The organism is Curvibacter sp. AEP1-3, from assembly GCF_002163715.1.
Lineage (GTDB): Bacteria > Pseudomonadota > Gammaproteobacteria > Burkholderiales > Burkholderiaceae_C > Allorhodoferax.
The window spans coordinates 4,120,381-4,138,599 of record NZ_CP015698.1; the positions used below are offsets into that span (position 1 = coordinate 4,120,381).

Below are 18,219 nucleotides of genomic sequence, written 5' to 3' on the forward strand. Positions count from 1 at the left end.
ATTGCCTATTGTCGCGCTCGCGCATGTTGCCTAGGGGCAACGACGTGTAACTCTCTGTTACGCGTCGAGCAGGATGCGCAGCATGCGGCGCAGTGGCTCGGCCGCACCCCACAGCAGTTGGTCGCCGATGGTGAACGCGCCCACGTACTCAGGCCCCATCGCCAGCTTGCGGATACGCCCCACAGGGATAGTCATGGTGCCGGTCACCGCCACAGGTGTCAGATCCTGAATGGTTGCCTCACGGGTGTTGGGCACCACTTTGACCCACTGGTTGTCTGCAGCGATCATGGCTTCGATGTCGGCCACAGGCACGTCTTTTTTCAGCTTGAAGGTCAGGGCTTGGCTGTGGCAGCGCATGGCGCCCACGCGCACACAGAAACCATCGACCGGAATGGCGGAGCTGCCGAAGCCTTCGCCCATGCCCAGAATCTTGTTGGTTTCGGCCATGCCCTTCCACTCTTCCTTGGACATGCCGTTGCCCAGATCCTTGTCGATCCAGGGAATCAGGGAGCCGCCCAGTGGCACGCCAAAGTTGGCGGTCTCCGCGCCGGTCAGTGCGCGCTGTTTGGCAATGACCTTGCGGTCGATTTCCAGAATCGCGCTCTTGGGATCGTCGAGCAGGGCTTTGACTTCGGCATTCAAAGTGCCGTATTGGGTCAGCAGCTCACGCATGTGCTGTGCACCGCCGCCGGAAGCAGCTTGGTAAGTCTGTGTGCTCATCCACTCGACCAAGCCTGCCTTGTAAAGTGCGCCCACGCCCATCAACATGCAGCTCACGGTGCAATTGCCACCCACCCAGTTCTTGCCGCCCTTGGCCAGTGCATCCTTGATGACGGGCATGTTGACCGGATCCAGGATGATGACGGCGTCTTTTTCCATGCGCAGTGTGGAAGCTGCGTCGATCCAGTGGCCATTCCAGCCCGCAGCGCGCAGCTTGGGGAACACTTCGGTGGTGTAGTCGCCGCCTTGGGCAGTGATGATGATGTCGCAGCGCTTGAGGGCGTCGATGTTGTAAGCGTCTTGCAGCGTGGTTTCGTTCCTGGCCTCTGCCGGAGCCTTGCCGCCTGCGTTGCTGGTGGAGAAGAAAAGCGGTTCGATCAGATCGAAATCTTTTTCCTGCGCCATGCGATCCATCAATACCGAGCCGACCATGCCGCGCCAGCCGACCAAACCTACCAACTTGCTCATATCAACGCCCTTTCAATGTAAACAAACGATGCCCGACCTGGGCTGTTTGCTCCGGCTCGTCTGGCCGGGGGCGCACGACGATACCGGAGCTGGATCAGCCCTTAATGGTCGTGGTTTTGGAAATGATTGCGCGCGCGGCCTTGGCTGCCTTGGGGGCAGTCAACAAGCTCAGAGAGAAGGGGCGTGCGACAAACATGGATTTATTGTAGCGCAAAACAAGATTTTTTTGCTCCGCGCGGACTGAAATGATTTTGCTTGGCGAAGGCCTGTTGCGCAACAGACCCTCGCCTCGCGGTCTTTAGGTGAGGGCCTTGAGTACCGCGTCGCCCATCTCTTTGGTGCTGACCTTGGTAGTGCCTTCGCTGTAAATGTCGGCTGTGCGCAAACCTTGCTCCAGCACCTTCTTCACGGCGGCTTCAATGCGCTGTGCGGCAGTCTCTTGGTTCAGACTGAAGCGCAGCATCATCGCGGCGCTCAGGATGGTGGCCAGCGGGTTGGCAATGCCTTTGCCGGCGATGTCCGGTGCGCTGCCGTGGCTGGGCTCATACAGGCCCTGGTTGCTGCTGTTCAGGCTGGCGGAAGGCAGCATACCGATGGAGCCGGTCAGCATGGAGGCTTCGTCGGACAGGATGTCGCCGAACATGTTGCCGGTGACCAGCACGTCAAATTTCTTGGGTGCTTTGACCAGTTGCATGGCGGCGTTGTCCACCAACATGTGGTCCAACTCCACGTCGGGGTACTGTTGGCCCACTTCAACCATCACGTCTTTCCACAGCTGCGAGGTTTCAAGCACGTTGTTCTTGTCGACACTGGTGACGCGCTTGTTGCGCTTCTGCGCCGCCTGGAACGCTACGTGCGCAATGCGTTCGATCTCGGGGCGGCTGTAGCGCATGGTGTCGAACGCTTCTTCCGCTCCGGGAAAGTGTCCATCAGTCGCAATGCGGCGGCCGCGGGGTTGGCCGAAGTAGATGTCGCCAGTCAGTTCGCGGATGATGAGGATGTCCAGGCCCGCAATCAGCTCGGGCTTAAGGCTGGAGGCGCCTACCAGCTGCTCGTAGCAAATCGCGGGGCGGAAGTTGGCAAAGAGGCCCAAATTCTTGCGCAAGCCCAAGATGGCCTGCTCGGGGCGGAACTGGCGCTCCAGCTTGTCGTACTTCCAGTCGCCCACGGCGCCGAACAACACCGCGTCCGCTTCCTTTGCCAGCTTGAGGGTGGCTTCAGGAAGGGGGTGGCCATGGGCCTCATAGGCGCAACCGCCCACGAGTGCGGTTTCCATTTCCAGCTTGAGGTCCAGAGCGTTCAAAACCTTCACGGCTTCCGCCACGATTTCGGTGCCGATGCCGTCACCCGGCAAGACTGCAATTTTCATGATGTCCTTTGAATACTATGAATTTGATAGCTGCTCACGCAGACATGGTCTGCGCCAGCCACGGTTTTGTGGCCAAACGTTGGGCTTCGAACGCCTTGATCTTGTCGGCATGGCGCAGGGTCAGGCCGATGTCGTCAAAGCCGTTGAGCAAGCAGTACTTGCGGAAGGCCTGTACGTCGAACGGAATTTCTTCGCCCTGCGGCTTCACGATGACCTGGCGCTCCAGATCAATGGTGAGCTGATAGCCGGGGAAGGCCAGTGCTTCGTTGAACAACTGGTCCACTAAGGCTTCGCTTAGCACGATAGGCAGCAAACCATTCTTGAAGCAATTGTTGAAGAAGATGTCAGCGTAGCTGGGTGCGATGATGGCGCGGAAGCCATATTGGTCAATCGCCCAGGGCGCGTGCTCGCGGCTGGAGCCGCAGCCGAAGTTTTTGCGCGCCAGCAGGATGGATGCGCCGGCATAGCGGGGTTGGTTCAGCACAAAGTCCGGGTTGGGCTTGCGGCTGGCGGGGTCCTGGCCGGGGTAGCCCGCATCCAGGTAGCGCCATTCGTCAAACAGGTTCTGACCGAAGCCCGTCTTGCGGATGGATTTGAGAAATTGCTTGGGGATGATCGCGTCGGTGTCCACGTTTTCGCGGTCCATGGGCGCAACCAGCCCTTGGTGAACAGTAAAGTTTTTCATTTTTTGGCAGCGCCTTCAATTTTTTCGCCGGCCTTTTGAATGTCCTGGCCCATGCCTTTGACTGTGTTGCATCCAGACAGCAACAGCAGGGTGGCTGCGCATGCGGCGATAAGTGCGGTTTTCATATTCAGTCCTTTCAATGGGTCAGGCGAACTTGCGGATATCGACAAAGTGTCCATGGATGGCTGCTGCAGCGGCCATGGCGGGGCTCACCAGGTGGGTGCGCCCACCGGCACCCTGGCGGCCTTCAAAGTTGCGGTTGCTGGTGGAGGCGCAGCGCTCTCCGGGTTCCAGGCGGTCGGCATTCATGGCCAGGCACATGGAGCAGCCGGGTTCACGCCACTCAAAGCCCGCGGCCTTGAAAATTTCGTGCAGTCCTTCGCGCTCTGCCTGCTCTTTCACCAGACCGGAGCCGGGAACAACCATGGCCAGCTTGATGTTCTTGGCGACTTTTTGGCCCAGCTTTTTCACCACGGCGGCAGCTTCGCGCATGTCTTCGATGCGGCTGTTGGTACAGGAACCGATGAATACCTTGTCCACAAACAAGTCGTTCAAGGGTTTGCCGGGCTCCAAGCCCATGTAGGTGAGTGCCCGCTCAATGGCGCCGCGCTTGCTGGCGTCTTTTTCTTTGTCGGGGTCTGGCACGATGGCGTCCACGCCCAGCACCATTTCGGGCGAGGTGCCCCAGGTGACTTGCGGCACGATTTTGGTGGCGTCCAGCTCGACGACGGTGTCGAAATGCGCGCCGGCGTCGGAGTGCAGTGTCTTCCAGAAGGCGACGGCCTGGTCCCATTCCACCGCTGCGGCTTCGGGGGAGGCAGCGTTGGCGCCGGGGGCCAAGGGGCGGCCCTTGACGTAGTCGATGGTTTTCTCATCCACGGCGACCAATCCAGCGCGGGCGCCGGCTTCGATGGCCATGTTGCACACCGTCATGCGGCCTTCCATGCTCAACGCACGGATGGCGGAGCCGCCGAATTCGATGGTGTAGCCGGTGCCGCCTGCGGTGCCGATTTTGCCGATGATGGCCAGCACAATGTCTTTGCCGGTGATGCCGGGAGCAACGTTACCTTCGACCTTGATCAGCATGTTCTTGGCTTTTTTGGCCAAGAGGGTTTGCGTGGCCATCACGTGCTCGACCTCGCTGGTACCGATTCCGTGGGCCAAGGCCCCAAACGCACCGTGGGTGGAGGTATGGGAGTCGCCGCACACCACGGTCATGCCGGGCAGGGTCGCGCCGTTTTCAGGCCCCATCACGTGCACGATGCCCTGGCGCTTGGACAGGAAGGGGAAATAAGCGGCAGAGCCGAATTCCTTGATGTTGCTGTCTAGGGTGGTGACCTGTTCTTTGCTGGTCGGGTCGGTAATGCCGTCGTAGCCCAGCTCCCAACCGGTGGTCGGCGTGTTGTGGTCGGCAGTGGCGACGATAGAGCTGATGCGCCAGACCTTGCGACCTGCTTCACGCAGCCCTTCAAACGCCTGGGGGCTGGTCACTTCGTGGACCAGATGGCGGTCGATATAGAGGATGGAAGTGCCATCGTCTTCGGTATGAACGACGTGGTCGTCCCAGAGTTTGTCGTAGAGCGTGCGTGCCATATGTGCTTCCTTTAGAGAGACGATTTTAGGTGGTCGACCAGCAAGCGCGCGCTGCGTGGCAGGGTCGAGAAGTCGCGGGCCACCAGCTCAATGCGGCGGTGGGCCCAGGGGTCGGTGAGGGGTACTGCTGCCAATTCGCCGGCGCTATGCATCAGCGTGAATGCGCGCAGGGGCATGACGCCCACGCCCAGGCCGTTGTGAATCATGCGGCACATGGCATCGAGCCCGGTGACCTGGATGCGCAGTTTGATGCTTTGGCCCAGCGCTGTGGCCGCCTGGCGCATAGCGACATAGATGGAGCTGTTGGAATGCAGGCCCACATGGTCCAGCGCCAAGGTGTCCGCGAACGCCACTGAGGACTCGCGGGCGAGCGCATGGGTGCGGGGAGCAATAAGCACCAGTTGGTCCTGCCGGTAGGGCAGGGTCTGCAATTCGCCCACGCCGTCCGCCGTATTGCAGACACCGAAATCGGCGGCACCTTCCTCAACGGCACGAATGACTTCGGTGCTCAGGTGCTCTTCCAGATCGATCTTGATGCCTTGGTGGGCACGGATGAAGGCACCCAGGTCTTCCGGCAGAAACTGCACCGTGGCCGAGATGCTGGCGTGTACCCGCACCTGGCCTTTGGCGCCGTCGGCGTATTCCGTCAACTCAGTGTGCATGCGGTCCAGGCTGAAGAACACGCTGCGGGCGTGGTGCAACAGGCTTTGCCCCGCTGGGGTAGGGTGCACACCGCGTGAATGGCGTTGTAGCAGCTGGCTGCCTAGCGCCAGCTCCAGATCACTGAGCCGCTTGCTGAGTGCCGAGGGGGCAATGAATTCGCGCTCCGCAGCCTTGCCGATGCTACCTGTCTCGCAGACAGCCACAAACATCTGTAGCGATGTCAGGTCCATCCGGCGGGTGAGGGGGCGGTCAATGTGCGGCATTTAGAGACGGCATCGTGATCAGCGATGTGAAGTCGGTATTTTCCCACTTGCTACGGGATTAGTCATCGCATTTCGAGATGCCATAGATCTTGACTGGGAAAGGCTTCTTCTCGACATGCAGCAGTCGATGGGCTGTAAATTGCTATGAAAACAGTAGCTACTCGCGCAGAGTCCATGTGCGCTAGAGCCGGATTGGATACAAAAAACCCCGCGGCCTTTGTAGGCGGCGGGGTTTTCAGGGTAGGCCCGGGAGGGCTTAACGCTGGTCCAGTGGCTTGACGTCGCGCTTGACGGAGCCGGTGAACAACTGGCGTGGGCGGCCGATCTTGTACTCAGGGTCGCCGATCATCTCGTTCAACTGGGCAATCCAGCCGACGGTACGAGCCAAAGCGAAGATACCGGTGAACAGGTTCACAGGGATGCCGATGGCGCGTTGCACGATGCCGGAATAGAAGTCCACGTTGGGGTACAGCTTGCGCTGGACAAAGTAGTCGTCTTCCAGAGCAATCTTTTCCAGCTGCTTGGCCAGCTTGAACAAGGGGTCGTTTTCCAGACCCAAGGCTTCCAGCACTTCGTTGCAGGTTTCCTGCATGAGCTTGGCGCGGGGGTCGTAGTTCTTGTACACGCGGTGACCGAAGCCCATGAGCTTGACACCGGAGTTCTTGTCCTTGACCTGTTCCATGAACTGGCCGACCTTGGACACGCCGCCTTGGCGCTGGATGTCTTCCAGCATGTTCAGGCAGGCTTCGTTGGCGCCACCGTGGGCAGGGCCCCACAAGCAAGCCACGCCGGCGGCAATGGCTGCAAACGGGTTGGTGCCGGAAGATCCGCACAGGCGCACAGTGGAGGTAGACGCGTTTTGCTCGTGGTCTGCGTGCAGGATGAAGATGCGGTCCATCGCACGTTCGATCACGGGGTTGACCTTGTACTCTTCGCAAGGAGTGCCGAACATCATGCGCAGGAAGTTGCCGGAGTAGCTCAGGTCGTTCTGCGGGTACATGAAAGGCTGGCCCACGCCGTACTTGTAGGCCATGGCCACGAGCGTAGGCATCTTGGCGATCAGGCGGATCGCGGCGATTTCGCGGTGCTCGGGGTTATTGATGTCGGTGCTGTCGTGGTAGAACGCAGACAGTGCGCCCACCAAGCCGGTCAATACGGCCATAGGGTGCGCGTCGCGGCGGAAGCCACGCAGGAAGAACTGCATCTGCTCGTTGACCATGGTGTGGTTGGTCACGAGTTTGTGGAACGCCACTTGTTCGGTTTTGTTGGGCAATTCGCCCTTCAGCAACAGGTGGCAGGTGTCGAGGTAGTCGACGTTGGTGGCCAACTGTTCGATGGGGTAGCCGCGGTACAGCAGTTCACCCTTGTCGCCGTCGATGTAAGTGATGCCGGACTGGCAGGAAGCGGTTGAGAGAAAACCGGGGTCATACGTGAACATGCCAGTCTGGGCGTAAAGCTTGCGGATGTCGATCACATCCGGTCCGATGTTGCCCTGGTACACGGGCATTTCCACACTGGGGCTGCCGTTACTGAACGACAGGGTGGCTTTGTTATCAGCTAGTTTCATCTTTCGCCTTTCAGAGAGGTTCTCTCAACATTTTTAAAACTTCATGGACGTCTGCGCGATCGAGGGCAGCGTCCACCTGCAACAGCGTTTTTCGTGCCAGATGGACGTCCAGCAGGTCGTTGTCGCTCAAGTCCATCAGCGCCGACAGGGCATCGGCATGGCGCACCGTCAGCGTATCGCTGTACCGGCGGAAGAAGCGCTCGATGAACAAGTCGTTTTCCAGCAAGCCGCGCCGGCAACGCCATTGCAGCTTGCTCAAACCCCGTTCATCAATCAATGCTTCAGTCACGCGTGTGCACCTTGGTCTGTATCAAACGGCACGCAAGACCATCATTTCCTTGATCTTGCCGATGGCCTTGGTGGGGTTCAAACCCTTGGGGCACACATCGACGCAGTTCATGATGGTGTGGCAACGGAACAGGCGGTAAGGATCTTCCAGATTGTCCAGGCGCTCACCGGTAGCTTGATCGCGGCTGTCCGCAATAAAGCGGTAGGCCTGCAGCAAGCCGGCCGGACCCACAAACTTGTCGGGGTTCCACCAGAAGCTGGGGCAGCTGGTAGAGCAGCTGGCGCACAAGATGCACTCGTACAGGCCGTTGAGTTCTTCACGCTCTTCGGGGGACTGCAGACGCTCTTTCTCGGGCGGCACCGTGTCGTTGATCAGGTAAGGCTTGATCGAGTTGTACTGCTTGAAGAACTGGGTCATATCCACGATCAGATCGCGGATCACGGGCAGACCGGGCAGGGGCTTGAGGACGATTTTGCCGGGCAAGGTCAGCATATTGGTCAGGCAAGCCAGACCGTTCTTGCCGTTGATGTTCATGGCATCCGATCCGCATACACCTTCGCGGCATGAGCGGCGGAAGGAGATGGAAGGATCGATGGCCTTGAGCTTCATTAAGGCGTCCAGCAGCATGCGCTCGGAACCGTCGAGTTCTACCTCGATGTCCTGCATGTAAGGCTTGGCATCCTTGTCTGGATCGTAGCGGTAGATGGAGAAAGTACGTTTGGTCATGTTCAGGTTCTCGCGAAGGGTCTACGCTTAGAAAGTACGGACTTTGAGTGGAACGGAGTCCACAGTCAAAGGCTTCATCTGCACGGGCTTGTAGCTCAGGCGGTTGCCTTCGCTATACCACAGGGTATGTTTGTGCCAGTCTTGGTCGTTACGGCCATTCGGGTGCTCAGGGGTATCGCCGTAATCGTCCACGGTGTGGGCGCCGCGGCTTTCGTGGCGAGCAGCTGCCGACACGATTGTTGCTTCGGCCGCTTCGATCAGGTTTTCGACTTCCAGCGCTTCGATGCGAGCTGTGTTGAATACCTTGGACTTGTCCTTGAGGTTAAGGGCTTTGACGCGTTCGCGCAGCTCGGCGATCTTGACCACGCCTTCGTCCATGCTCTTCTGGGTACGGAACACGCCGGCGTGTTGTTGCATGGAAGCGCGCAGGTCGTTAGCAACGTCCTGGGCGTACTCACCGCTGCCGGCATTGTCCAGGCGGGAAACGCGCGCCAGGGTGCGGTCTGCGGCGTCCTTTGGCAATGGCTTATGCTCTTTGCTGCCCTTGATGTAGTTGACGATGTGGTTGCCTGCTGCGCGGCCGAACACCAGCAAATCCAGCAAGGAGTTGGTGCCCAGGCGGTTGGCGCCGTGCACCGAAACGCAAGAGCATTCGCCCACTGCGTACAAACCGTTGACAACCTGGTTGTGCACGTCGCCGTTTTGCACCACCACCTGGCCATTGACGTTGGTGGGAATACCACCCATCTGGTAGTGGATGGTGGGCACCACGGGGATAGGTTCTTTGGTGATGTCCACGTTGGCGAAGTTCACGCCGATTTCATACACCGATGGCAGGCGCTTGTGGATGGTTTCTGCACCCAAGTGGTCCAGCTTCAAGAGCACATAGTCCTTGTTCGGACCGCAGCCACGGCCTTCCTTGATTTCCTGGTCCATGGAGCGGGACACGAAGTCACGCGGAGCCAAGTCTTTCAGGGTAGGCGCATAGCGCTCCATGAAACGTTCGCCGTTGCTGTTGAGCAGAATAGCGCCTTCGCCGCGGCAACCTTCGGTCAGCAACACGCCGGCACCAGCCACGCCGGTGGGGTGGAACTGCCAGAACTCCATGTCTTCCAACGGTATGCCGGCACGCGCTGCCATGCCAAGGCCGTCACCGGTGTTGATGAAGGCGTTGGTGGAGGCCGCAAAGATACGACCTGCGCCACCGGTGGCCAGCAGGGTGGTCTTGGCTTCCAGAATGTGGATATCGCCGGTTTCCATTTCCAGGGCGGTGACACCGACCACGTCGCCTTCGGCGTCACGGATCAGGTCCAGTGCCATCCACTCCACGAAGAAGCTGGTCTTGGCTGCCACGTTCTGCTGGTACAGCGTGTGCAACATGGCGTGACCGGTACGGTCAGCGGCAGCGCAAGCGCGTTCCACAGCCTTTTCGCCGTAGTTGGCGGTGTGGCCGCCGAAGGGGCGCTGGTAAATGGTGCCGTCAGGGTTGCGGTCGAAAGGCATACCCATGTGCTCCAGGTCGTACACCACCTTGGGAGCTTCACGGCACATGAACTCGATAGCGTCCTGGTCGCCGAGCCAGTCGGAGCCCTTGACGGTGTCATAGAAGTGGTAGTGCCAGTTGTCGTCGTTCATGTTGCCCAAGGAGGCACCGATGCCGCCTTGTGCTGCCACGGTGTGGGAGCGGGTGGGGAACACTTTGGACAGAACGGCCACATTCAGACCGGCACGTGCCAGCTGCAGGGAAGCGCGCATGCCGGAGCCACCGGCGCCGACGATCACGACGTCGAATTTGCGTTTAGAGACGGAGTAAGACATGTATTAGTGCCTGTTGGAGGGGATCAGAGACGCCACAGAACCTGGATAGCCCAGCCGGCGCAGCCGACCAGCCAAACAATGGAGAACACTTGCAGAGACAAGCGGATGGAGACGGGTTTGACGTAATCCATCCAGATATCGCGCACACCCACCCATACGTGGTACAGCATGGCGATGATGACCGCGAAGGTCAGGAACTTCATCCACTGCTGGGAGAAGATGCCGGCCCACTTGTCGTAGCCGATGGGGCCTTTGAACAAAATCACCTGCGCCAGCAGGGCGATGGTGAACAAAGCCATCAAGACGGCGGTGACGCGTTGCGCCAGCCAGTCCCGCAGGCCGTAGTGCGCGCCAACGACGACGCGCTTGGATCCGTAATTCACTGCCATTTGGTTTTCCTTTTCTCGTTGTTAGTAGGCGCCGAAGAGCTTGAGGGCCAGCACCAGGGTGAGCAAGCTGCCCAGACCCAGAGTGAAGATGGCGGAGCTGCGACCGAATTCTTTGCTCACCGCATGGTTGATGTCCATCCACAAGTGGCGCATGCCTGCGATGAAGTGGTGCAAATACGCCCAGATGATGGCCAGAGCCACCAGCTTCACAAACCAGCCGGGGATAAAGCCGACTCCAACGCTAAAGACGCTGGTGAACTTTGCAAATGAGATTTCCGAGGATACGGATGTGTCGAACATCCAGATAATGAAAGGCATCAGGATGAACATGATGGCGCCACTGATGCGGTGCAGGATGGAAACCCATCCGGCGGGGGGGAGGCGATAGGTGGGCAGGTCACTCAGCGCATTGATGTTGCGGAATTCAGGCCGCGCGCGCTTGGGTTGGGAGTTGAGCTCAGTCATGGATGGGCTTTCTTGGATGTAACGTGTTTGTAATTCTGGGAATCGCAGGCCAAAATTCTATTGCACCGCACCAATCTGACATTGGACTTGCATGGTGCAACGCATCAATTTAGCGCATTTCGATAGTAGTGTGTGTCGGTCAAGTACAAGCCCCGACGGAGCTCCATAGGTAAATCGTTGTAGGTGTACGCGGTACGCTCAACACTGAGCAAGGGGGTGCTTGCACCGATTTGGAGCAGATCTCGCTGCTCGGGGTCCGGAAGCACGGCTTTGATCTTTTCCTCGGCACGCACCATGCGCACGCCGAATTCTGTTTCAAAAAGCGCATACATCGCACCGTCATAGCTGGTCAGGCGCTCTGCCGTCAGCCCTTTGAAAGGGCCGCCGGGGAGCCACAGGTCTTCCAAAATGGTAGGAGTGCCTGCGAAAGACAACACGCGCCGCACTTGCAATACCGCATCACCAGATCGCAGAGACAAGGCGCGCGCCACATCAGCGCTGGCGCGGGTGCGCTTGCAGTCAATGATGCGGCGCTGGGCCGGCCCTTCGTTGGATGGGTCGCCCGCCTCAGGGACCAGTCGCAAAAAGCGGTATTGAATGTGCCGTTCAGCATGGGTGGCGACAAACGTACCCTTGCCCTGGCGGCGAACGACGAGGTTTTCGGCGGCGAGCTCATCAATGGCTTTACGTACCGTGCCCTGGCTGACTTTGTACCGGCCGGCAAGCTCTTGCTCACTGGGAATGGCAGTGCTGGGTTTCCATTCGCCACTCTGCAGGCTTTGCAGTATGAGGGCCTTGATTTGCTGATAGAGCGGACTGAATGCCGGTGTGCCCGATGCCCCGGATTGCGCGCCCGGATCGACCGATGCGCCAGTAGCGCTGTCGTTCGCAGAGAGGGTGTTTGCAGGCATGGATGCGGGGTTTCTGTCAGCGACGAGTCAGGCTCGAAAAATTTCGCTAATCATATCTTATATAAGACATAAGACAAATTGACCCGGCACTAAATTCGAGGGTAAACTCTCGGGCATTCTGCAGCGCAGCACGGCTTGTTGCGGGCGCTGCTCAGTCGCCGTTTTCTCAACACTTCCTGGAGTTTTACCATGAGCAAGAAACCCGTCCGCGTTGCCGTTACAGGTGCAGCAGGTCAAATCGGTTACGCACTTCTGTTTCGCATCGCCTCCGGCGAAATGTTGGGCAAAGACCAGCCCGTGATCTTGCAATTGCTGGAAATCCCCGACGAGAAGGCCCAGAACGCGCTCAAGGGCGTGATCATGGAGTTGGAAGACTGCGCATTCCCGCTGTTGGCTGGTATCGAAGCCCATTCCGATCCCATGTCCGCCTTCAAGGACACCGACTACGCTTTGTTGGTGGGTTCCCGCCCACGCGGCCCCGGCATGGAGCGTGCCGAACTGCTGGCCATCAATGGCGCCATCTTCACCACCCAAGGCAAGGCACTGAACGCTGTGGCTTCCCGCAACGTCAAGGTGCTGGTGGTGGGCAACCCCGCCAACACCAACGCCTACATCGCCATGAAGGCTGCGCCGGATCTGCCGGCCAAGAACTTCACCGCCATGCTGCGCCTGGACCACAACCGTGCTGCCAGCCAGTTGGCTTCCAAGACCGGCAAGGCCGTGGCGGACATCGAAAAATTGGCCGTGTGGGGTAACCACTCTCCCACCATGTACGCCGATTACCGTTTTGCCACCATCGCTGGCCAGTCTGTGAAAGACATGATCAACGACGAAACCTGGAACCGCGAAACATTCCTGCCCACCGTGGGCAAGCGTGGTGCAGCCATCATTGCTGCACGTGGTTTGTCCTCCGCAGCGTCTGCTGCCAACGCGGCTATCGACCACATGCGTGACTGGGCTCTGGGCACCAACGGCAAGTGGGTCACCATGGGCATTCCTTCCAACGGCGAATACGGCATTCCCAAGGAAGTCATGTTCGGTTACCCCGTGACCTGCGCGAACGGCGAATACAAGATCGTCGAAGGCCTGGAAATTGACGCGTTCTCGCAAGAGTGCATCAACAAGACCTTGGCTGAACTGCAAGGCGAACAAGACGGCGTGAAACACCTGCTGTAATCCTTGGCCCACGCACCGGCACCCACCGTGAAGCATCCTCGCGACATCCTTTTAGGTGCGCAGGGTGCTGCGGGTGTACTGCCGGTGTGTGACCATTACAGCGGCGTAGAAGCCCGCATGGTCAAGAGCCTGCAAATGCAGGCGGACATGACCCGGGAGTTCGGCGCTTGCGTGTTTGATGTGACGCTGGACTGTGAAGACGGTGCGCCCGTCGGTGGAGAGCTCGATCATGCCAATATGGTTGCGGCGCTCGCCAATTCTGCGCAAAAAGCTCCTGATTTGATAGCAAATGGCTTGCGCCGCCGTGTGGGTGCGCGCTTGCATGCGGTAGACCACCCTGCGTTTCTTCAGGATGTGGCGTGTGTGGTCGGCGCTGCTGCCCGTGCCCTGAGTTACATCATGCTGCCCAAGGTGGAGTCTGCCGCCGATGTGGAGGTTGCAGTCCGCGCTATCGATGCTTTGGGGCCTGTGGCTGCTGCGATTCCATTGCATGTATTGATCGAATCCCCGGCAGCGGTACATCGCGCTTTTGAGATTGCGGCCCATGCACGCGTGCAGTCCATCAGTTTCGGTTTGATGGACTTTGTGTCCAGCCATGGTGGCGCTATCCCTGCAAGGGCGATGGGTGTCCGATCGGACACCGATGGCGATACCTTGGACCAGTTTCACCACCCCTTGGTCGTGCGTGCCAAGACAGATATCTCCAGCGCCTGCCATGCGTTTGGCAAGGTGCCATCGCATTGCGTGGTGACTGAGTTCAAAGACGCACAAGCCTTGAGCCGTGCAGCCCGCTATGCCGCCCAAGCCTTGGGCTATACCCGCATGTGGAGCATTCATCCGGACCAGATCCGGCCCATCGTTCAGGCCTTCGCCCCGGACGCAAAGGCGGTGGAGCAGGCGGCAGACATCGTGACCCGCGCCGCAGCCGCCGATTGGGGGCCTGTGTCGGCGGGAGGTGTTTTGCACGACCGGGCCAGTTACCGGTTTTTCTGGCAGGTGTTGGAACGTGCGCACGCCACTGGTGTGGCCGTGCCGTCGGAGGTATCTGTCTATTTCGAATCGACCCCTGTGAAGGAGGCCGCATGATGAAGTTTGTCTGGCTGGTGACTGCCATGCTGTGCTCTGTGCTCTGGACCGGCTTCGCCGCCGCCAGCAGCGTTGCCCCGCAAGCTTCCAGTTCCAAGAAGAACACGCGGGTACAGGCGCCTGCCAAGGCTGTCGACAAGCCGGTGGTCTTGAGCGAAGAACAATTGGCAGTAGCTCCCACGGTTGCGACCGGCGTATTGCCCTGTGAGCTGGCCCAGAAAGTGTCTGTGCAGGCGCACCCCGAGCATGCGGGGCATTTCGCCGTGGAATCCGGCAAGCAGCGGTTTGTGATGGTGCCTGTGGCTACTTCGACCGGAGCGATTCGGCTGGAAGATGCAGCTCGGGGTGCCGTCTGGTTGCAGTTGGCCAACAAATCCATGTTGATGGATCACCGGCAAGGCCGGCGTTTGGCGGACGCTTGTATGAACGCTGAGCAGCAGGCCGTGGCACTGGCGATGGAGAAGAATCCGGCACCCAACTTGCTGGAGCCCTTGCCCGCGCCACAAGATGGCGCTGCTATGAAATAAGTAGCTGCTCGCGCAGATAGTGCGGGCGCTGGAGTGTGTTTTTGTTGTTTTTGAAGGAGAGTGAAGATGTTGCAAGCTTACCGAGACCATGTGGCTGAACGCGCTGCGTTGGGCATTCCCCCCCTGCCTTTGTCTGCCAAGCAGACCGGCGAGTTGATCGAGCTGCTGAAGGCGCCCCCCGCAGGCGAAGAGGCAACGCTCGTCGAACTGATCACCCACCGCGTGCCCGCCGGTGTGGACGATGCTGCCAAGGTCAAAGCCAGCTACCTGGCCGCTGTGGCTCACGGCACTGAAAAGTGCGCTCTGATCTCCCGCGCCCGCGCCACCGAATTGTTGGGCACCATGCTCGGCGGCTACAACATCAGCCCGCTGGTGGATCTGCTGGACGATGCCGCCGTGGCTGCAGAAGCTGCCGAAGGCCTGAAGAAAACCCTGTTGATGTTCGACCAGTTCCATGACGTGAAGGAAAAGGCCGACAAGGGCAATACCTTCGCCAAGGCCGTGTTGCAAAGCTGGGCCGATGCCGAGTGGTTCACCAGCCGCCCTGAAGTTCCCCAGAGCATCACCGTGACCATCCTGAAGGTCACCGGCGAAACCAATACGGACGACCTGTCTCCTGCGCCTGACGCCTGGAGCCGCCCTGACATTCCATTGCACGCATTGGCCATGCTGAAGAACAAGCGCGATGGCATTACCCCTGAGGAAGATGGCAAGCGCGGCCCTGTGAAGTTCATCGAAGACCTGCGTGCCCGAGGCAACCTCGTGGCCTATGTGGGTGACGTGGTCGGTACCGGCTCCAGCCGCAAGTCAGCCACCAACTCCGTGCTGTGGTTCACCGGTGAAGACATTCCTTACGTGCCCAACAAGCGTTTCGGCGGCGTGTGCCTGGGCACCAAGATCGCTCCCATCTTCTACAACACCATGGAAGATGCGGGCGCGCTGCCTATCGAGCTGGACGTGAACCAGATGAGCATGGGCGACGTGGTGGAACTGCGTCCCTATGACGGCAAGGCCTTCAAAGACGGCAAGGAAATCGCTTCGTTCCAAGTCAAGAGCGATGTGCTGTTTGACGAAGTACGTGCCGGTGGCCGTATTCCCCTGATTATCGGCCGTGGCTTGACTGCCAAAGCCCGTGAAGCTTTGGGTCTGAAGCCTTCCACCTTGTTCCGCCTGCCCCAGAACCCTGCTGACACCAAGAAGGGTTTCAGCCTGGCACAGAAGATGGTCGGTCGCGCTTGCGGTTTGCCCGAAGGTCAAGGCGTGCGCCCCGGTACCTACTGCGAGCCCAAGATGACCTCTGTCGGCTCCCAAGACACTACTGGCCCGATGACCCGCGACGAGCTGAAGGACTTGGCTTGCCTGGGCTTCTCTGCAGACCTAGTGATGCAGTCGTTCTGCCACACCGCGGCGTACCCCAAGCCCGTGGACGTGAAGATGCACCACGAGCTGCCCGACTTCATCAGCACCCGTGGCGGCGTGTCATTGCGTCCCGGTGACGGTGTGATCCACTCCTGGCTCAACCGCATGTTGTTGCCTGACACCGTGGGCACTGGTGGCGACAGCCACACCCGTTTCCCTATCGGTATCAGCTTCCCCGCAGGTTCCGGTCTGGTGGCGTTTGCGGCCGCTACTGGCGTGATGCCTTTGGACATGCCTGAATCGGTGTTGGTGCGCTTCAAGGGCAAGATGCAGCCCGGCGTGACCCTGCGTGACTTGGTTAACGCGATTCCTTTGTACGCCATCAAGGCCGGCCTGCTGACGGTTGAAAAGAAGGGCAAGAAGAACATCTTCTCCGGTCGCATTCTCGAAATCGAAGGTTTGCCAGATCTGAAGGTTGAACAGGCGTTTGAGTTGTCTGACGCGTCTGCTGAGCGTTCTGCTGCAGGTTGCACCGTGCACCTGAACAAAGAGCCCATCATCGAATACGTCACCAGCAACATCACCATGATGAAGTGGATGATTGCCAATGGCTATGCGGATGCGCGCACTTTGGGTCGCCGTATTGCGGCACAGGAAGCCTGGCTCAAGAACCCTGAGTTGCTCAAGGGCGATGCCGATGCAGAGTACGCAGCCGTTATCGACATCGACCTGGCCGACATCCATGAGCCTATCGTGGCATGCCCCAACGACCCGGACGATGTGAAGACTTTGGCCGAAGTGGCCGGCGCCAAGATCGATGAAGTGTTCATCGGCTCCTGCATGACCAACATCGGCCACTTCCGTGCCGCGTCCAAGCTGATGGAAGGCAAGCGCGACATCCCCGTGAAGCTGTGGATTGCACCGCCTACGAAGATGGACGCCAAGCAACTGAGCGACGAAGGCCACTACGGTGTGCTGGGTGGTGCCGGTGCGCGCATGGAAATGCCGGGCTGCAGCTTGTGCATGGGCAATCAGGCGCAGGTGAAAGAGGGCGCCACTGTGTTCTCAACCTCTACCCGCAACTTCCCCAACCGTCTGGGCAAGAACAGCAATGTGTACTTGGGCTCGGCCGAACTGGCAGCTATCGCTTCCAAGCTGGGTCGCATTCCTACCAAGGAAGAGTACTTGGCCGACATGGGCGTGCTGACTGCCGCCAGCGACAAGGTGTACCAGTACCTGAACTTTGACAAGATCAGCGACTACACCGAGTCTGCTGCCACTGTGAAGTAATCAGTCGCTTTGGCGCCCCCGCGCCATTCGCAGCAAAAGCCCTGCAACTCCGGTTGCGGGGCTTTTTTTATGGGGTCTTTGGGGGGCTCTGGGGGCGGGTGTAACTCCCTGAAACCTGTAGGGCTGTAGCCGGTTAAACTCGCGGACATTCTTAAATCAGTCACGAGACTGTCATATTTAACCGTTAGGAGCTCCGCATGTTGTTTGGAAAGTTGTTGCCTCGTGAAGGCAATTTTTTTGAGATGTTCAATCAGCATGCGGATCGTATCGTGGAGGCCGCCCAGGCTTTTTCCAAGCTGGTGGCTAACTACAACGACGCTGATCTGCGCGCGAAATACAACCAGGAAGTGGACGACGCCGAGCGTGCAGCAGACCGCGTGACCCACGAAGTGAATAAGGCGATCCACATCACCTTCATCACGCCCATCGACCGCGAGCAAATCCACTCCCTGATCAACACCATGGATGATGTGGCGGACCTGATTCAGGATTCTGCTGAAACCATGGCGCTGTACGACGTCCGCGTGATGACGGAAGAGATCGTGCGTTTGACCGACCTGAGCGTGAAGTGCTGCGAGCGTTTGCGTGATGCGGTAAAGCTGTTGGCGGATATCGCCGATCACGCCACCGCCGAGGCAGCCTTGAAAACCTGCGAAGAAATCGACCGTCTGGAGTCGGATGCTGACCGCGTGATGCGCACCGCCATGAGCAAGCTGTTCCGCGAGCAGGAAGATGTGCGTGAACTCATCAAGCTCAAAGCCATTTACGAGCTGCTGGAAACGATCACTGACAAGTGTGAAGACGTGGCGAATGTGATCGAGGGCATCATCCTCGAGAACTCCTGATCCACCGCGC

18 protein-coding genes are annotated in these 18,219 nt (G+C 59.1%); 5 read left to right on the forward strand and 13 right to left on the reverse strand.

Going from position 1 to position 18,219, the window contains the following annotated elements; genetic code table 11:
* Nucleotides 1–57: 57 nt before the first annotated feature.
* From asd to AEP_RS19340, 13 genes are all read right to left on the reverse strand, one after another.
* The gene (gene asd / locus AEP_RS19280; protein ID WP_087496890.1) at nt 58–1,188 is read right to left on the reverse strand and encodes an aspartate-semialdehyde dehydrogenase; all 1,131 of its coding nucleotides are present in this window, start codon (nt 1,186–1,188) and stop codon (nt 58–60) included.
* A gap of 298 nt (nt 1,189–1,486) precedes the next feature.
* Nucleotides 1,487–2,557 carry a 3-isopropylmalate dehydrogenase gene (gene leuB / locus AEP_RS19285; RefSeq protein ID WP_087496891.1) on the reverse strand — a complete coding sequence of 357 codons (1,071 nt, stop codon included), beginning with the start codon at nt 2,555–2,557 and terminating at the stop codon, nt 1,487–1,489.
* 34 nt (nt 2,558–2,591) lie between these two features.
* Nucleotides 2,592–3,242, reverse strand: a complete 651-nt coding sequence (leuD, locus tag AEP_RS19290; protein WP_087496892.1) for a 3-isopropylmalate dehydratase small subunit — start codon at nt 3,240–3,242, stop codon at nt 2,592–2,594.
* Nucleotides 3,239–3,367 (reverse strand): entericidin A/B family lipoprotein, encoded by a 129-nt coding sequence (locus AEP_RS19295; RefSeq protein ID WP_087496893.1) that lies wholly within the window; start codon nt 3,365–3,367, stop codon nt 3,239–3,241. The genes leuD and AEP_RS19295 overlap by 4 nt, the downstream gene beginning before the upstream one ends.
* A gap of 19 nt (nt 3,368–3,386) precedes the next feature.
* Nucleotides 3,387–4,835, reverse strand: a complete 1,449-nt coding sequence (gene leuC / locus AEP_RS19300; protein WP_087496894.1) for a 3-isopropylmalate dehydratase large subunit — start codon at nt 4,833–4,835, stop codon at nt 3,387–3,389.
* 11 nt (nt 4,836–4,846) lie between these two features.
* Complete coding sequence (locus tag AEP_RS19305) at nt 4,847–5,761, reverse strand: LysR family transcriptional regulator (RefSeq protein WP_087496895.1); 915 nt, start codon at nt 5,759–5,761, stop codon at nt 4,847–4,849.
* Between the two features lie 256 nt (nt 5,762–6,017).
* Nucleotides 6,018–7,328 (reverse strand): citrate synthase, encoded by a 1,311-nt coding sequence (locus AEP_RS19310; RefSeq protein ID WP_087496896.1) that lies wholly within the window; start codon nt 7,326–7,328, stop codon nt 6,018–6,020.
* A gap of 10 nt (nt 7,329–7,338) precedes the next feature.
* Complete coding sequence (locus tag AEP_RS19315) at nt 7,339–7,617, reverse strand: FAD assembly factor SdhE (protein ID WP_087496897.1); 279 nt, start codon at nt 7,615–7,617, stop codon at nt 7,339–7,341.
* 21 nt (nt 7,618–7,638) lie between these two features.
* On the reverse strand, nt 7,639–8,343 hold the full coding sequence (locus AEP_RS19320) for a succinate dehydrogenase iron-sulfur subunit (protein ID WP_087496898.1): 705 nt from the start codon (nt 8,341–8,343) through the stop codon (nt 7,639–7,641).
* Nucleotides 8,344–8,370: 27 nt separating this feature from the next.
* Nucleotides 8,371–10,161, reverse strand: a complete 1,791-nt coding sequence (gene sdhA, locus AEP_RS19325; RefSeq protein ID WP_087496899.1) for a succinate dehydrogenase flavoprotein subunit — start codon at nt 10,159–10,161, stop codon at nt 8,371–8,373.
* A gap of 23 nt (nt 10,162–10,184) precedes the next feature.
* The gene (gene sdhD / locus AEP_RS19330; RefSeq protein WP_087496900.1) at nt 10,185–10,550 is read right to left on the reverse strand and encodes a succinate dehydrogenase, hydrophobic membrane anchor protein; all 366 of its coding nucleotides are present in this window, start codon (nt 10,548–10,550) and stop codon (nt 10,185–10,187) included.
* 21 nt (nt 10,551–10,571) lie between these two features.
* Entirely contained in the window at nt 10,572–11,015 is a 444-nt protein-coding gene (gene sdhC, locus AEP_RS19335) for a succinate dehydrogenase, cytochrome b556 subunit (RefSeq protein ID WP_087496901.1), read from the reverse strand.
* 104 nt (nt 11,016–11,119) lie between these two features.
* Complete coding sequence (locus AEP_RS19340) at nt 11,120–11,926, reverse strand: GntR family transcriptional regulator (protein WP_087496902.1); 807 nt, start codon at nt 11,924–11,926, stop codon at nt 11,120–11,122.
* Nucleotides 11,927–12,115: 189 nt separating this feature from the next.
* On the opposite strand from AEP_RS19340, the gene AEP_RS19345 reads away from it, so the two are divergent.
* The 5 genes from AEP_RS19345 to AEP_RS19365 all read left to right on the forward strand — a co-directional run bounded on the left by AEP_RS19345 (nt 12,116) and on the right by AEP_RS19365 (nt 18,209).
* A complete protein-coding gene (locus AEP_RS19345) occupies nt 12,116–13,102 on the forward strand; it encodes a malate dehydrogenase (protein WP_087496903.1) in 987 nt (328 codons plus the stop codon).
* A 3-nt stretch (nt 13,103–13,105) separates the two neighbouring features.
* Nucleotides 13,106–14,188 (forward strand): HpcH/HpaI aldolase/citrate lyase family protein, encoded by a 1,083-nt coding sequence (locus AEP_RS19350; RefSeq protein ID WP_232459878.1) that lies wholly within the window; start codon nt 13,106–13,108, stop codon nt 14,186–14,188.
* On the forward strand, nt 14,185–14,715 hold the full coding sequence (locus AEP_RS19355) for a hypothetical protein (RefSeq protein WP_232459879.1): 531 nt from the start codon (nt 14,185–14,187) through the stop codon (nt 14,713–14,715). The genes AEP_RS19350 and AEP_RS19355 overlap by 4 nt, the downstream gene beginning before the upstream one ends.
* Nucleotides 14,716–14,781: 66 nt before the next feature.
* On the forward strand, nt 14,782–17,364 hold the full coding sequence (gene acnB / locus AEP_RS19360) for a bifunctional aconitate hydratase 2/2-methylisocitrate dehydratase (protein WP_087496905.1): 2,583 nt from the start codon (nt 14,782–14,784) through the stop codon (nt 17,362–17,364).
* Between the two features lie 197 nt (nt 17,365–17,561).
* Complete coding sequence (locus AEP_RS19365; RefSeq protein ID WP_087496906.1) at nt 17,562–18,209, forward strand: DUF47 domain-containing protein; 648 nt, start codon at nt 17,562–17,564, stop codon at nt 18,207–18,209.
* Nucleotides 18,210–18,219 lie beyond the last annotated feature (10 nt).